Raw genomic sequence first — 12,342 nt, 5'->3', positions numbered from 1 at the left:
GCGCCTGAATTAACGGCCGTAGCCTTTCAGGTTTGCTTTCTTCAATGCAGACTCATACTGACTCGACATCATCAGAGTTTGCACTTGAGCCATAAAGTCCATGATGACAACCACTACGATAAGCAGCGATGTGCCGCCAAAGTAGAAGGGAACCTTCATGGCATCACGCATGAACTCCGGGATCAGGCAGATAAAGGTAATGTACAGTGCGCCGATTAAGGTCAAACGTGTCATTACTTTATCGATATACTTCGCCGTTTGCTCTCCCGGACGAATTCCCGGTACGAATGCTCCAGACTTCTTCAAGTTATCAGCTGTTTCACGTGGGTTGAAAACCAACGCCGTGTAGAAGAAACAGAAGAAGATGATTGCAGTCGCATAGAGTAGCACATAAAGCGGCTGTCCTGGTTGCAAATACAGCGAAATTGTTGTCAGCCAGTTCCAACCGGTTCCGCCCCCGAACCATGACGCGATGGTTGCTGGGAACAGAATAATGCTGGAAGCAAAGATAGCCGGAATTACACCCGCCATATTCACTTTCAACGGTAAATGTGTGCTCTGTGCAGCATATACACGACGACCTTGCTGACGTTTAGCGTAGTTGACCACAATGCGGCGCTGGCCACGCTCAACGAAAATAACAAAGAACGTCACTGCAAATACAAGAACTGCAACCAACAGCAACAGGAGGAAGTGCAGGTCACCTTGCCGCGCTTGCTCGATGGTATGGCCAATGGCCGGCGGGAGACCCGCAACAATACCTGCGAAGATAATGATCGAGATACCGTTACCGATACCTCGTTCAGTAATCTGTTCGCCCAGCCACATCAGGAACATTGTCCCGGTAACCAGACTTACAACAGCGGTAAAGTAGAATGCGAAACCTGGATTCATTACCAGGCCTTGCATTCCAGGCATATTCGGCAGACCGGTAGCAATACCGATCGACTGGAATACAGCCAGAACCAGGGTGCCATAGCGAGTGTACTGGCTAATCTTACGACGACCAGCTTCACCCTCTTTCTTAATCTCGGCCAACGCGGGATGAACCACCGTCAGCAACTGGATAATAATAGAGGCCGAAATATACGGCATAATACCCAGTGCGAAGATTGAGGCACGACTGAGAGCACCACCAGAGAACATGTTGAACATTTCAATGATGGTGCCACGCTGTTGCTCAAGCAGTTTGGCAAGTACAGTGGCATCGATACCAGGGATTGGAATAAAAGAGCCAATACGGAAGACAATCAGTGCACCGATAACAAACAAAAGTCTGCGCTTCAGTTCACCAAAGCCACCTTTGGCACTTTGAAAATCTAATCCCGGTTGCTTTGCCATCTGCTACTTATTCCTCGATTTTACCGCCAGCAGCTTCGATTGCAGCACGCGCACCTTTAGTGACACGCAGACCACGAATCGTTACCGGTGCAGAAACTTCACCAGACAGAATCACTTTCGCGAACTCGATCTGAACACCGATGATGTTGGCTGCTTTCAGAGTATTCAGGTCAACAATACCGCCTTCAACTTTCGCCAGGTCAGATAGACGAACTTCTGCAGTGACCATTGCTTTGCGAGAGGTGAAACCGAATTTCGGCAGACGACGATACAGAGGCATCTGACCACCCTCGAAACCGCGACGTACGCCACCGCCAGAACGAGAGTTCTGACCTTTGTGACCACGACCACCGGTTTTACCGAGGCCAGAACCGATACCACGACCCAGACGCTTAGAAGCGTGTTTAGACCCTTCGGCCGGAGACAGAGTGTTTAAGCGCATCTCTTACTCCTCCACTTTCAGCATATAGGAAATCGCGTTAACCATACCGCGCACTGCTGGCGTGTCTTCACGCTCAACGGTATGACCAATACGACGCAGACCCAAGCCAACCAGAGTGGCTTTGTGCTTAGGCAGGCGGCCGATTGAACTGCGGGTTTGTGTAATTTTAATAGTCTTAGCCATCGTGATTACCCCAGAATTTCTTCAACGGATTTACCACGCTTGGCAGCGACCATTTCTGGAGAATTCATATTGCCCAGGCCATCGATAGTTGCACGAACCACGTTAATCGGGTTAGTAGAACCATACGCTTTAGCCAGAACGTTATGCACTCCAGCAACTTCTAAAACAGCGCGCATTGCACCGCCGGCGATGATACCGGTACCTTCAGAAGCTGGCTGCATGAACACACGAGAACCCGTGTGAGCACCTTTAACAGGGTGCTGCAGGGTGCCGTGAGTCAGCGCGACGTTAATCATGTTGCGACGGGCTTTTTCCATCGCTTTCTGGATCGCTGCTGGAACTTCACGCGCTTTACCGTAACCAAAACCAACGCGGCCGTTACCATCACCCACTACAGTCAGTGCGGTGAAGGAGAAAATACGACCACCTTTTACAGTTTTAGATACACGGTTTACCGCGATCAGTTTTTCCTGCAGTTCGCCAGCTTGTTTCTCGATGTTTGACATCTTAGACCTCTACCTTAGAACTGAAGGCCAGCTTCACGGGCAGCATCTGCCAGTGCCTGGACACGACCATGATATTGGAACCCGGAACGGTCGAAAGAAACATTAGTAATGCCTTTCTCGACAGCGCGCTCAGCCAGAGCTTTACCTACAGCTGCAGCAGCGTCTTTGTTACCGGTGTACTTCAGTTGTTCGGCAATAGCTTTTTCTACAGTAGAAGCAGCAACCAGAACTTCGGAACCGTTCGGGGCGATCACCTGTGCGTAAATATGACGCGGGGTACGATGTACCACCAGGCGAGTAGCACCCAGCTCTTTGAGCTTGCGACGTGCACGGGTCGCACGACGGATACGAGCAGATTTCTTATCCATAGTGTTACCTTACTTCTTCTTAGCCTCTTTGGTACGCACGACTTCGTCGGCGTAACGAACACCCTTGCCTTTGTAAGGCTCAGGACGACGGTAGGCGCGCAGATCCGCTGCAACCTGACCAATCAGCTGTTTATCAGCGCCTTTCAGCACGATTTCAGTCTGAGTTGGACATTCAGCAGTGATGCCGGCCGGCAGTGCATGGTCAACAGGGTGAGAGAAGCCCAGGGCCAAGCTCACAGAGTTGCCTTTAACAGCTGCACGATAACCAACACCAACCAGTTGCAGCTTCTTGGTGAAGCCTTCGGTAACACCGATAACCATGCCGTTCAGCAGCGCACGAGCAGTACCTGCCTGTGCCCAAGCGTCCGAGAAGCCTTCGCGTGGAGCGAAAGTCAGGGCGTTGTCTGCATGCTTAACTTCTACAGCACTGTTGATAGTACGAGTCAGCTCGCCGTTTTTGCCTTTGATCGAAACTTCCTGACCGTTGAGTTTTACCTCTACGCCCGCAGGAACAACGACAGGTGCTTTTGCAACACGAGACATTTTATCCTCCGATTACGCTACGTAGCAGATAATTTCGCCACCAAGACCAGCCTGGCGCGCTGCACGATCAGTCATGACACCTTTAGAGGTAGAGATTACAGCGATGCCCAGACCAGCCATTACTTTTGGCAGCTCATCTTTTTTCTTATAGATGCGCAGACCTGGACGGCTAACACGCTGAATGCTCTCTACCACAGCCTTGCCCTGGAAATACTTTAAAGTAACTTCCAGCTCAGACTTGATGTCGCCTTCGATTTTAAAATCTTCAATGTAGCCTTCTTCCTTCAGCACGTTGGCAATTGCCACTTTCAGCTTGGAGGAAGGCATAGAGACCGCAACTTTGTTCGCGGCCTGACCGTTACGGATACGGGTCAGCATATCCGCGATCGGATCTTGCATGCTCATCTGTGTTACTCCCGTGATTCAAATGGTGACAATTACCAGCTAGCCTTTTTCAGACCCGGGATTTCACCGCGCATTGCGGCTTCACGGACCTTGATACGGCTCAACCCAAACTTCCGCAGGAAACCGTGCGGACGACCTGTCTGACGGCAGCGGTTACGCTGACGGGAAGGGCTGGAATCACGCGGCAGACTCTGCAGCTTGAGAACGGCATCCCAACGATCTTCGTCGGATGCGTTCACATCAGAAATGATCGCTTTCAGTTCTGCGCGCTTAGCGAAGAACTTGTCTGCTAATTTCACACGCTTTACTTCGCGTGCTTTCATCGATTGCTTAGCCATTAAGTAACCCTACCTTACTTGCGGAACGGGAAGTCAAAGGCAGCCAGCAGAGCACGGCCTTCATCATCAGATTTCGCAGTAGTGGTAATGGTAATATCCAAACCACGAACGCGATCGACTTTGTCATAATCGATTTCTGGGAAGATGATCTGCTCACGAACGCCCATGCTGTAGTTACCGCGACCATCGAAAGACTTAGCAGACAAGCCGCGGAAGTCACGAATACGTGGTACAGCAATAGTGATCAGGCGCTCAAAGAACTCCCACATGCGCTCGCCGCGCAGAGTTACTTTACAGCCGATCGGATAGCCCTGACGGATTTTGAAGCCTGCAACTGATTTGCGTGCTTTGGTGATCAACGGTTTTTGACCGGAGATTGCTGCCAGGTCAGCTGCTGCGTTATCCAGCAGTTTCTTGTCAGCGATCGCTTCACCAACACCCATGTTCAGGGTGATCTTCTCGACCCGAGGGACTTGCATGACAGAATTGTAGCCGAACTCAGTCATGAGTTTCTGGACTACTTCGTCTTTGTAGTAATCATGCAGTTTCGCCATCGTACTACTCCAAATTACTTGATAGTTTCGCTATTAGACTTGAAGAAACGGACTTTTTTGCCTTCTTCGAATCTAAAGCCTACACGGTCAGCCTTGCCGGTTGCCGCATTGAAGATTGCAACGTTAGAAACCTGAATAGCAGCTTCTTTTTCAACGATGCCGCCTGGTTGGTTCAGAGCCGGAACCGGCTTCTGGTGTTTCTTAACCAGGTTGATACCTTCAACTATGACCTTACCAGAAGTCAGGACATTCTTTACTTTACCGCGTTTACCTTTGTCTTTACCGGTAATCACGATAACTTCGTCGTTACGACGGATTTTCGCTGCCATTGCTCGCTCCTTAGAGTACTTCTGGTGCCAGAGAGATAATTTTCATGAACTTTTCAGTACGAAGTTCACGAGTTACCGGCCCAAAAATACGCGTACCGATAGGCTGCTCGCTGTTATTGTTTAAAATAACGCATGCATTACCATCGAAGCGAATGACAGAACCGTCCGGGCGACGAACACCCTTCCTGGTGCGCACCACTACCGCCTTCAGGACATCACCTTTCTTAACTTTACCGCGAGGAATTGCTTCCTTGATGGTAACTTTAATGATGTCGCCGACGCCTGCGTAGCGACGGTGCGAGCCACCCAGAACCTTGATACACATTACGCGACGTGCACCGGAGTTGTCGGCGACGTTCAGCATAGTCTGTTCTTGGATCATTTTAGTGCTCCGCTAATGTCAACTACTACTTCGGGACCCAAACCTCAGGTCGTTAAAAAGCCCCATAATTGAGGGCGCGGCATTATAACACCGGTTCTCGCAGATGGGTAGAAAAAATGAACGGCTCAGACGAGCCGTTCATTTTATTTTTTAGAGGAAGCGGATTCTATTACAGAACCGCTTTCTCTACAACGCGAACCAGCGCCCAAGACTTAGTCTTAGACAGTGGACGGGTTTCGCGGATTTCTACCACGTCACCGATTCCACATTCGTTGTTCTCGTCATGGATGTGCAGCTTAGTCGTACGCTTGATGAACTTACCGTAGATCGGGTGTTTCACGACACGTTCGATAGCAACTACTGCAGATTTCTGCATTTTGTCACTAATTACACGACCCTGCAGAGTACGGATTTTATCGGTCATTACGCCGCCTTCTCAGTCAGTAAAGTCTTAACACGTGCAACATTACGACGCACTTGCTTCAGCAGATGGGTCTGCTGCAGCTGGCCGGATGCTGCCTGCATGCGCAGGTTGAATTGCTCACGCAGCAGGTTAAGAAGCTCAGCGTTCAGCTCTTCAACGCTTTTTTCACGCAGCTCATTTGCTTTCATTACATCACCGTCTTAGTAACAAAGGTGGTTTTGATAGGCAGTTTTGCTGCTGCCAGCTTGAATGCTTCACGGGCAAGCTCTTCCGGAACACCGTCCATTTCATACAGGACTTTACCCGGTTGGATCAGGGCAACCCAATACTCCACGTTACCCTTACCTTTACCCATACGCACTTCAAGCGGCTTCTCGGTGATCGGTTTGTCCGGGAATACACGGATCCAGATCTTACCTTGACGCTTAACTGCACGGGTCATAGCACGACGTGCTGCTTCGATCTGACGAGCAGTCAGACGACCACGGCCAACAGCTTTCAGACCGAAAGTACCGAAGCTGACATCCGTACCCTGCGCCAGACCACGGTTGCGGCCTTTGTGCACTTTACGGAATTTCGTACGCTTTGGTTGTAACATCAGCGACTCTCCTTACTTACGGCCTTTACGCTGCTGCTTTTTAGGTTGAGCAGCCGGTTCCGGTTGTTCAACAGCAGCCATACCACCCAGGATCTCACCTTTGAAGATCCATACCTTAACGCCGATTACACCATAAGTGGTGTGCGCTTCAGAGGTGTTGTAGTCAATGTCTGCACGCAGAGTGTGCAGTGGCACGCGACCTTCACGGTACCATTCGGTACGTGCGATCTCGGCTCCGCCCAAACGGCCGCTAACTTCAACTTTAATACCCTTCGCGCCCAGACGCATTGCGTTCTGAACAGCACGCTTCATCGCACGACGGAACATCACACGACGCTCCAGCTGTGAAGTGATGCTATCAGCAACCAATTTAGCGTCCAGTTCCGGTTTACGGACTTCGGCGATATTGATCTGTGCAGGAACGCCAGCGATTTTCGCTACGACCGTGCGCAGTTTTTCTACGTCTTCACCTTTCTTACCGATAACGATACCCGGGCGAGCGGTGTGAATGGTCACACGGATGCTCTTAGCCGGACGCTCGATAACGATACGAGATACAGACGCTTTAGCCAGTTCCTTAGTCAGGAACTGACGTACTTTAAAATCGCTGTCCAGGTTGTCAGCGAATTCTTTGGTGTTCGCAAACCAGGTAGAGTTCCATGGTTTTACAATACCCAGGCGAATACCATTAGGATGTACTTTCTGACCCATTGCTAGTCTCCAGAGTCTCAGCGATCGGACACAACCACAGTAATGTGGCTGGTGCGCTTCAGGATGCGATCTGCACGACCTTTCGCACGCGGCATAATGCGCTTCATGCTTGGGCCTTCGTCTACGAAGATTTTCGCGACTTTCAGATCGTCGATATCAGCGCCATCGTTGTGTTCGGCGTTCGCAATGGCAGATTCCAGGACTTTCTTAACCAACACAGCAGCTTTCTTGTTGGTGTAGGTCAGAATATCCAGAGCCTGCGACACTTTCTTACCGCGAATCAGGTCAGCAACAAGGCGGACCTTCTGAGCAGAAGAACGAGCATGGCGATGTTGAGCAATAGTTTCCATCTCTTCCTCCTACTTATTTCTTCTTGGCTTTCTTATCTGCAGCATGGCCGCGATAAGTACGTGTCGGTGCAAATTCACCCAGTTTGTGGCCGACCATTTCGTCGGATACAAAGACAGGAACGTGCTGACGACCATTATGGACAGCGATGGTCAAACCGATCATGTTAGGGAAGATCGTTGAACGACGGGACCAAGTGCGCAGGGGCTTCTTGTCACCGCTTTCCACCGCTTTCTCTACCTTCTTCAGCAAGTGCAGGTCAATAAAAGGACCTTTCTTGAGAGAACGTGGCATGGCTTATCCTCTAAAATTATTTGCTACGGCGACGTACGATAAATTTATCAGTACGCTTGTTGCTACGGGTCTTCTTACCTTTGGTCTGAACGCCCCACGGAGTTACCGGGTGCTTACCAAAGTTACGACCTTCACCACCACCGTGCGGGTGATCGACTGGGTTCATCGCAGTACCGCGAACGGTAGGACGAACACCACGCCAACGGGTTGCACCAGCTTTACCCAGAACGCGCAGCATGTGCTCAGCGTTACCGACTTCGCCCAGGGTTGCGCGGCAGTCGATTTCGACTTTACGCATTTCGCCTGAACGCAGACGCAGGGTTACGTAGGAACCATCACGCGCAACGATCTGCACGTAAGTACCAGCTGAGCGAGCAATCTGACCGCCTTTGCCTGGTTTCATTTCTACGTTGTGAACGGTAGAACCCACCGGGATGTTACGCATTGGCAGGGTGTTACCTGCTTTAATCGCAGCATCAACGCCAGATTGAACCTGATCACCAGCTTTCAGGCCTTTAGGGGCCAGGATGTAACGGCGCTCGCCATCTTTGTACAGAACCAGTGCGATGTTCGCAGAACGGTTCGGATCGTACTCAAGACGCTCAACAACTGCTGGGATACCATCTTTGTTGCGTTTGAAGTCAACAATACGGTAAGCCTGCTTGTGACCACCACCGATATGACGGGTAGTGATACGACCATTGTTGTTACGACCACCGGATTTGCTGTTTTTTTCTAACAGCGGAGCAAAAGGTTTGCCCTTGTGCAGCTCTGGGTTCACCACTTTAACTACGTGACGACGACCCGGAGATGTCGGTTTACATTTAACAACTGCCATTGTCTTTCTCCTCCGACTTACTCAGCGCCGCCGACGAAGTCCAGATTCTGGCCTTCCTTCAGGGTGACGTAAGCTTTTTTCCAGTCGCTACGACGACCGATACGCTGTCCGTGACGCTTAACTTTACCCTTAACAACCAGGGTGTTTACGTCTTTAACTTCAACTTCGAACAGCTTCTCAACAGCAGCAACGATCTCTGCTTTGGTCGCGTCTTTAGCAACTTTGAGAACGATGGTATTGCTTTTTTCCATCGCAGTAGATGCTTTTTCAGATACGTGCGGTGCACGTACGACTTTCAGCAGACGTTCTTCACGGATCATGCCAGCATCTCCTCAACTTGCTTAACTGCTTCCGCAGTCATAACGACTTTGTCGAAGGCGATCAGGCTAACTGGGTCGATACCTGCTGCATCACGCACGTCAACCTTGTACAGGTTACGCGCAGCCAGGAACAGATTCTCATCCAGTTCACCGGTGATGATCAGCACGTCTTCCAGCGCCATGTCTTTCAGTTTCTGTGCCAGCAGCTTAGTTTTAGGCGCTTCTACAGAGAACGTCTCGACAACGATCAGACGGTCCTGACGTACCAGTTCGGACAGGATGCTTTTCAGCGCGCCGCGGTACATCTTCTTGTTAACTTTTTGACTGTGGTCCTGTGGACGCGCAGCGAAGGTCACGCCACCTGAACGCCAGATCGGGCTCTTTACAGAACCTGAACGCGCACGGCCGGTACCTTTCTGGCGCCAAGGCTTTTTGCCTGAACCAGTTACTTCAGCACGAGTTTTCTGCGCACGAGTACCCTGACGAGCACCAGCGGCATAAGCAACAACAACCTGGTGAACCAGCGCTTCGTTGAAATCACGACCGAAGGTAGTTTCGGAAACAGTCAGCGCGCTCTGCGCGTCTTTCAGTACTAATTCCATTGCTATCCCCTTACGCCTTCACAGCTGGTTTAACAATCAGGTCGCTGCCGGTTGCACCCGGGACAGCACCTTTGACCAGCAGCAGGTTGCGCTCAGCGTCAACACGTACCACTTCCAGGCTCTGAACGGTTACGCGCTCGTTACCCAGTTGACCAGCCATTTTCTTGCCTTTGAACACTTTGCCCGGAGTCTGGTTCTGACCGATAGAACCCGGAACGCGGTGAGACAAGGAGTTACCGTGTGTAGCGTCCTGGGTACGGAAGTTCCAGCGCTTAACGGTACCTGCGAAACCTTTACCTTTAGAGGTACCGGTAACGTCTACTTTTTTAACGTCAGCGAAAATTTCAACACTGATGCTCTGGCCTACTGAGTACTCTTCACCTTCGGTGCGGAATTCCCACAGACCACGGCCAGCTTCAACGCCAGCTTTAGCAAAATGACCTGCTTCCGGCTTGCTCACACGGTTTGCTTTTTTAGCACCGGTGGTCACCTGGATAGCCTGGTAACCGTCGTTTTCCAGGCCTTTGACCTGAGTAACGCGGTTTGCTTCAACTTCGATTACGGTTACTGGGATTGAAACGCCATCTTCAGTGAAGATGCGAGTCATGCCCACTTTTTTACCGACTAAACCAATCATTGTATCAACCTCTCAATCGCTCGATGACCTGATTAACCCAGGCTGATCTGCACGTCAACACCGGCAGCCAGATCCAGACGCATCAGTGCATCAACGGTTTTTTCAGTTGGCTCAACGATGTCTACCAGACGCTTGTGAGTACGGATCTCGTACTGATCGCGCGCGTCTTTGTTAACGTGCGGAGAGATCAGAACGGTGAAACGCTCTTTGCGAGTTGGCAGCGGGATCGGACCACGTACCTGCGCACCAGTGCGCTTGGCAGTCTCAACGATTTCCGCGGTTGATTGATCGATCAGGCGATGATCAAACGCTTTAAGACGGATACGGATTCTTTGGTTCGACATGAGACCAAGGCTCCAAACATTTTATAAACGAAAAGAATTACTACCCACACCCATTACGATTGATGGAGGAGTGTAATCGTTCAGCATATAACTCCCCAATCGGGAGTATTGTCAGGTGATACATAGCTTGCTATCACCTGCGATTCTGCTCGAATCGCGCCATACCAATATCGGCAGGCCCGCGCATTATACGCAAATCAGTTCAGGAAGCAACCCGTGATGCGTTTTTAACCACATCAATTGCGGACTAAATACGAAAAAGCCTGTATGGGGCTCGATATTTCCCCCTACAGGCTCTGTGACATTGCTACAACGAAAGGGTTTTAGTCTGTGCTTTCTTCTTTTAATTGCGCCTGCAGGTAATTCTGCAAACCGAGTTTTTGAATCAGGTCGAGTTCTGTTTCCAGCCAGTCAATGTGATGCTCTTCCTCACCCAGAATCTCAATCATCATGTCGCGGCTGACGTAATCATGCACCTTGTCGGCATAGGCAATCGCTTCACGTAAATCCTTCGCCCCTTCTAACTCCAACGTCAGATCGGATTGCAACATTTCCGGGACATCTTCACCAATACGCAACCGGCCGAGATCCTGCAAATTTGGAATCCCTTCAAGGAAAAGAATGCGCTCGATGTATTTGTCCGCATGCTTCATTTCATCGATGGATTCGTGATACTCGACATCGTTGAGGCGAATAAGCCCCCAGTTTTTGAACATACGTGCATGAAGAAAGTACTGATTAATCGCAACCAGTTCATTCCCCAGCAGTTTATTGAGATGAGTTATGATTTTACTGTCGCCCTTCATTTTGCTTCCTCCGCTTCCAGGTAAATAGATCGTAGATGCGGATAAAAAGAAGTCAAAAAAACAGGACTGTTTTTGTGGTTATTGCCAGAGGCTGTCGAGTCGACCTAAGCGATTTCTTTGTACAGCGGTACCTTCTGCAGCTCATCATCCATAATCTCGCGCGCAAAACGGATGCACTTACCACACTGTTTTCCGATAGGAACCAGTTGACGAAGATGTTGGATCGATTTGGGCTGATAGCGACGCACTACTTCACGGAGGGTTTTGTCACTCACGGCATTACACAGACAGACGTACATTTACTGCGACTCCAGTACAAATTCTGATCAAAGTGTAAATGAGAATGGTTTTTATTTCAAACGTAGCTTTTGTGTGGGATTGGCTTGAGCGGTGAATTTCAGGCAAAAAAAAAGAGCACCGAAGTGCTCTCTTTTCGTGCTGCGGTGGCTACCTAAGCAACCACCGACATTAACGCAATTAAGCGAGAACTTCAGCAACAACGCCCGCACCAACAGTACGGCCGCCTTCACGGATTGCGAAACGCAGACCCTGGTCCATCGCGATTGGGTGGATCAGCTCAACGGTCATTTTCACGTTGTCGCCTGGCATTACCATCTCAACGCCTTCTGGCAGCTCAACGTTACCAGTCACGTCAGTAGTACGGAAGTAGAACTGTGGACGGTAGCCTTTGAAGAACGGAGTATGACGGCCGCCTTCGTCTTTAGACAGTACGTATACTTCTGATACGAACTTGGTGTGTGGCTTGATGGTGCCTGGCTTAGCCAGTACCTGACCACGCTGGATGTCTTCACGCTTGATACCGCGCAGCAGAACACCACAGTTTTCACCCGCCTGACCCTGGTCCAGCAGCTTACGGAACATTTCAACGCCAGTACAGGTAGACTTAACAGTCGCCTTGATACCAACGATTTCAACTTCGTCGCCCACTTTAACGATACCGCGCTCAACACGACCGGTTACAACAGTACCACGGCCTGAGATTGAGAATACGTCTTCGATTGGCAGCAG

The 12,342-nt window shown here is 50.3% G+C and carries 25 protein-coding genes; all 25 read right to left on the bottom strand.

Going from position 1 to position 12,342, the window contains the following annotated elements; all coding sequences use genetic code 11:
- Nucleotides 1-9: 9 nt before the first annotated feature.
- Nucleotides 10-1,341 carry a preprotein translocase subunit SecY gene (gene secY / locus QMZ65_RS24445; protein WP_007891686.1) on the bottom strand — a complete coding sequence of 444 codons (1,332 nt, stop codon included), beginning with the start codon at nucleotides 1,339-1,341 and terminating at the stop codon, nucleotides 10-12.
- A gap of 7 nt (nucleotides 1,342-1,348) precedes the next feature.
- Nucleotides 1,349-1,783, bottom strand: a complete 435-nt coding sequence (gene rplO / locus QMZ65_RS24440) for a 50S ribosomal protein L15 (RefSeq protein ID WP_034830738.1) — start codon at nucleotides 1,781-1,783, stop codon at nucleotides 1,349-1,351.
- A 3-nt stretch (nucleotides 1,784-1,786) separates the two neighbouring features.
- Nucleotides 1,787-1,966, bottom strand: a complete 180-nt coding sequence (gene rpmD, locus QMZ65_RS24435; protein WP_021186404.1) for a 50S ribosomal protein L30 — start codon at nucleotides 1,964-1,966, stop codon at nucleotides 1,787-1,789.
- A 5-nt stretch (nucleotides 1,967-1,971) separates the two neighbouring features.
- Nucleotides 1,972-2,472, bottom strand: coding sequence for a 30S ribosomal protein S5 (gene rpsE, locus QMZ65_RS24430; protein WP_007891679.1), 501 nt, complete (start codon nucleotides 2,470-2,472; stop codon nucleotides 1,972-1,974).
- Nucleotides 2,473-2,486: 14 nt separating this feature from the next.
- Nucleotides 2,487-2,840 (bottom strand): 50S ribosomal protein L18, encoded by a 354-nt coding sequence (gene rplR, locus QMZ65_RS24425; protein ID WP_008104733.1) that lies wholly within the window; start codon nucleotides 2,838-2,840, stop codon nucleotides 2,487-2,489.
- Between the two features lie 9 nt (nucleotides 2,841-2,849).
- A complete protein-coding gene (gene rplF / locus QMZ65_RS24420) occupies nucleotides 2,850-3,383 on the bottom strand; it encodes a 50S ribosomal protein L6 (RefSeq protein WP_034830740.1) in 534 nt (177 codons plus the stop codon).
- A 12-nt stretch (nucleotides 3,384-3,395) separates the two neighbouring features.
- Nucleotides 3,396-3,788, bottom strand: a complete 393-nt coding sequence (rpsH, locus tag QMZ65_RS24415; protein ID WP_007891668.1) for a 30S ribosomal protein S8 — start codon at nucleotides 3,786-3,788, stop codon at nucleotides 3,396-3,398.
- Between the two features lie 32 nt (nucleotides 3,789-3,820).
- On the bottom strand, nucleotides 3,821-4,126 hold the full coding sequence (gene rpsN, locus QMZ65_RS24410) for a 30S ribosomal protein S14 (protein WP_006120592.1): 306 nt from the start codon (nucleotides 4,124-4,126) through the stop codon (nucleotides 3,821-3,823).
- 14 nt (nucleotides 4,127-4,140) lie between these two features.
- Complete coding sequence (rplE, locus tag QMZ65_RS24405) at nucleotides 4,141-4,680, bottom strand: 50S ribosomal protein L5 (protein ID WP_013510763.1); 540 nt, start codon at nucleotides 4,678-4,680, stop codon at nucleotides 4,141-4,143.
- A gap of 14 nt (nucleotides 4,681-4,694) precedes the next feature.
- Complete coding sequence (gene rplX, locus QMZ65_RS24400) at nucleotides 4,695-5,009, bottom strand: 50S ribosomal protein L24 (protein ID WP_034830741.1); 315 nt, start codon at nucleotides 5,007-5,009, stop codon at nucleotides 4,695-4,697.
- 10 nt (nucleotides 5,010-5,019) lie between these two features.
- The gene (gene rplN / locus QMZ65_RS24395) at nucleotides 5,020-5,391 is read right to left on the bottom strand and encodes a 50S ribosomal protein L14 (RefSeq protein ID WP_006120590.1); all 372 of its coding nucleotides are present in this window, start codon (nucleotides 5,389-5,391) and stop codon (nucleotides 5,020-5,022) included.
- 169 nt (nucleotides 5,392-5,560) lie between these two features.
- Nucleotides 5,561-5,815: a 30S ribosomal protein S17 gene (gene rpsQ, locus QMZ65_RS24390; RefSeq protein WP_008104738.1), complete on the bottom strand. Its 255-nt coding sequence runs from the start codon at nucleotides 5,813-5,815 to the stop codon at nucleotides 5,561-5,563.
- Nucleotides 5,815-6,003 (bottom strand): 50S ribosomal protein L29, encoded by a 189-nt coding sequence (gene rpmC / locus QMZ65_RS24385; protein ID WP_034830743.1) that lies wholly within the window; start codon nucleotides 6,001-6,003, stop codon nucleotides 5,815-5,817. Before rpmC ends, rpsQ begins: the two co-directional genes overlap by 1 nt.
- Nucleotides 6,003-6,413, bottom strand: coding sequence for a 50S ribosomal protein L16 (rplP, locus tag QMZ65_RS24380; RefSeq protein WP_002438716.1), 411 nt, complete (start codon nucleotides 6,411-6,413; stop codon nucleotides 6,003-6,005). Before rplP ends, rpmC begins: the two co-directional genes overlap by 1 nt.
- Before the next feature lie 12 nt (nucleotides 6,414-6,425).
- Nucleotides 6,426-7,124, bottom strand: a complete 699-nt coding sequence (gene rpsC, locus QMZ65_RS24375; RefSeq protein WP_034830744.1) for a 30S ribosomal protein S3 — start codon at nucleotides 7,122-7,124, stop codon at nucleotides 6,426-6,428.
- Between the two features lie 17 nt (nucleotides 7,125-7,141).
- Complete coding sequence (gene rplV / locus QMZ65_RS24370) at nucleotides 7,142-7,474, bottom strand: 50S ribosomal protein L22 (protein ID WP_007891659.1); 333 nt, start codon at nucleotides 7,472-7,474, stop codon at nucleotides 7,142-7,144.
- Nucleotides 7,475-7,487: 13 nt separating this feature from the next.
- Nucleotides 7,488-7,766 carry a 30S ribosomal protein S19 gene (rpsS, locus tag QMZ65_RS24365; protein ID WP_001138115.1) on the bottom strand — a complete coding sequence of 93 codons (279 nt, stop codon included), beginning with the start codon at nucleotides 7,764-7,766 and terminating at the stop codon, nucleotides 7,488-7,490.
- A 16-nt stretch (nucleotides 7,767-7,782) separates the two neighbouring features.
- Nucleotides 7,783-8,604 (bottom strand): 50S ribosomal protein L2, encoded by an 822-nt coding sequence (gene rplB, locus QMZ65_RS24360; RefSeq protein WP_034830746.1) that lies wholly within the window; start codon nucleotides 8,602-8,604, stop codon nucleotides 7,783-7,785.
- 17 nt (nucleotides 8,605-8,621) lie between these two features.
- A complete protein-coding gene (gene rplW / locus QMZ65_RS24355; RefSeq protein WP_034830749.1) occupies nucleotides 8,622-8,924 on the bottom strand; it encodes a 50S ribosomal protein L23 in 303 nt (100 codons plus the stop codon).
- Nucleotides 8,921-9,526, bottom strand: coding sequence for a 50S ribosomal protein L4 (gene rplD / locus QMZ65_RS24350; protein WP_034830751.1), 606 nt, complete (start codon nucleotides 9,524-9,526; stop codon nucleotides 8,921-8,923). The genes rplW and rplD overlap by 4 nt, the downstream gene beginning before the upstream one ends.
- A 10-nt stretch (nucleotides 9,527-9,536) precedes the next feature.
- The gene (gene rplC / locus QMZ65_RS24345) at nucleotides 9,537-10,163 is read right to left on the bottom strand and encodes a 50S ribosomal protein L3 (RefSeq protein ID WP_038644330.1); all 627 of its coding nucleotides are present in this window, start codon (nucleotides 10,161-10,163) and stop codon (nucleotides 9,537-9,539) included.
- Nucleotides 10,164-10,195: 32 nt separating this feature from the next.
- Entirely contained in the window at nucleotides 10,196-10,507 is a 312-nt protein-coding gene (gene rpsJ / locus QMZ65_RS24340; protein ID WP_006120582.1) for a 30S ribosomal protein S10, read from the bottom strand.
- Nucleotides 10,508-10,830: 323 nt separating this feature from the next.
- Complete coding sequence (gene bfr / locus QMZ65_RS24335) at nucleotides 10,831-11,313, bottom strand: bacterioferritin (protein ID WP_034830757.1); 483 nt, start codon at nucleotides 11,311-11,313, stop codon at nucleotides 10,831-10,833.
- A 104-nt stretch (nucleotides 11,314-11,417) separates the two neighbouring features.
- The gene (gene bfd, locus QMZ65_RS24330) at nucleotides 11,418-11,612 is read right to left on the bottom strand and encodes a bacterioferritin-associated ferredoxin (protein ID WP_034830760.1); all 195 of its coding nucleotides are present in this window, start codon (nucleotides 11,610-11,612) and stop codon (nucleotides 11,418-11,420) included.
- 178 nt (nucleotides 11,613-11,790) lie between these two features.
- The coding region (locus tag QMZ65_RS24325; RefSeq protein WP_249221839.1) for an EF-Tu C-terminal domain-related protein at nucleotides 11,791-12,342 on the bottom strand (552 nt) is incomplete at its 5' end.

The organism is Pantoea sp. EABMAA-21, from assembly GCF_030053335.1.
GTDB lineage: Bacteria > Pseudomonadota > Gammaproteobacteria > Enterobacterales > Enterobacteriaceae > Pantoea > Pantoea communis.
The sequence above is the reverse complement of the archived record's forward strand: the minus strand, read 5'-3'. Positions and strand labels throughout refer to the sequence as shown.

What these genes read in the sequence shown, in the direction of transcription:
- secY (WP_007891686.1), bottom strand. Translation starts at nt 1,341, where the DNA reads ATGGCAAAGCAACCGGGATTAGATTTTCAAAGTGCCAAAGGTGGCTTT.
- rplO (WP_034830738.1), bottom strand. Translation starts at nt 1,783, where the DNA reads ATGCGCTTAAACACTCTGTCTCCGGCCGAAGGGTCTAAACACGCTTCT.
- rpmD (WP_021186404.1), bottom strand. Translation starts at nt 1,966, where the DNA reads ATGGCTAAGACTATTAAAATTACACAAACCCGCAGTTCAATCGGCCGC.
- rpsE (WP_007891679.1), bottom strand. Translation starts at nt 2,472, where the DNA reads ATGTCAAACATCGAGAAACAAGCTGGCGAACTGCAGGAAAAACTGATC.
- rplR (WP_008104733.1), bottom strand. Translation starts at nt 2,840, where the DNA reads ATGGATAAGAAATCTGCTCGTATCCGTCGTGCGACCCGTGCACGTCGC.
- rplF (WP_034830740.1), bottom strand. Translation starts at nt 3,383, where the DNA reads ATGTCTCGTGTTGCAAAAGCACCTGTCGTTGTTCCTGCGGGCGTAGAG.
- rpsH (WP_007891668.1), bottom strand. Translation starts at nt 3,788, where the DNA reads ATGAGCATGCAAGATCCGATCGCGGATATGCTGACCCGTATCCGTAAC.
- rpsN (WP_006120592.1), bottom strand. Translation starts at nt 4,126, where the DNA reads ATGGCTAAGCAATCGATGAAAGCACGCGAAGTAAAGCGTGTGAAATTA.
- rplE (WP_013510763.1), bottom strand. Translation starts at nt 4,680, where the DNA reads ATGGCGAAACTGCATGATTACTACAAAGACGAAGTAGTCCAGAAACTC.
- rplX (WP_034830741.1), bottom strand. Translation starts at nt 5,009, where the DNA reads ATGGCAGCGAAAATCCGTCGTAACGACGAAGTTATCGTGATTACCGGT.
- rplN (WP_006120590.1), bottom strand. Translation starts at nt 5,391, where the DNA reads ATGATCCAAGAACAGACTATGCTGAACGTCGCCGACAACTCCGGTGCA.
- rpsQ (WP_008104738.1), bottom strand. Translation starts at nt 5,815, where the DNA reads ATGACCGATAAAATCCGTACTCTGCAGGGTCGTGTAATTAGTGACAAA.
- rpmC (WP_034830743.1), bottom strand. Translation starts at nt 6,003, where the DNA reads ATGAAAGCAAATGAGCTGCGTGAAAAAAGCGTTGAAGAGCTGAACGCT.
- rplP (WP_002438716.1), bottom strand. Translation starts at nt 6,413, where the DNA reads ATGTTACAACCAAAGCGTACGAAATTCCGTAAAGTGCACAAAGGCCGC.
- rpsC (WP_034830744.1), bottom strand. Translation starts at nt 7,124, where the DNA reads ATGGGTCAGAAAGTACATCCTAATGGTATTCGCCTGGGTATTGTAAAA.
- rplV (WP_007891659.1), bottom strand. Translation starts at nt 7,474, where the DNA reads ATGGAAACTATTGCTCAACATCGCCATGCTCGTTCTTCTGCTCAGAAG.
- rpsS (WP_001138115.1), bottom strand. Translation starts at nt 7,766, where the DNA reads ATGCCACGTTCTCTCAAGAAAGGTCCTTTTATTGACCTGCACTTGCTG.
- rplB (WP_034830746.1), bottom strand. Translation starts at nt 8,604, where the DNA reads ATGGCAGTTGTTAAATGTAAACCGACATCTCCGGGTCGTCGTCACGTA.
- rplW (WP_034830749.1), bottom strand. Translation starts at nt 8,924, where the DNA reads ATGATCCGTGAAGAACGTCTGCTGAAAGTCGTACGTGCACCGCACGTA.
- rplD (WP_034830751.1), bottom strand. Translation starts at nt 9,526, where the DNA reads ATGGAATTAGTACTGAAAGACGCGCAGAGCGCGCTGACTGTTTCCGAA.
- rplC (WP_038644330.1), bottom strand. Translation starts at nt 10,163, where the DNA reads ATGATTGGTTTAGTCGGTAAAAAAGTGGGCATGACTCGCATCTTCACT.
- rpsJ (WP_006120582.1), bottom strand. Translation starts at nt 10,507, where the DNA reads ATGTCGAACCAAAGAATCCGTATCCGTCTTAAAGCGTTTGATCATCGC.
- bfr (WP_034830757.1), bottom strand. Translation starts at nt 11,313, where the DNA reads ATGAAGGGCGACAGTAAAATCATAACTCATCTCAATAAACTGCTGGGG.
- bfd (WP_034830760.1), bottom strand. Translation starts at nt 11,612, where the DNA reads ATGTACGTCTGTCTGTGTAATGCCGTGAGTGACAAAACCCTCCGTGAA.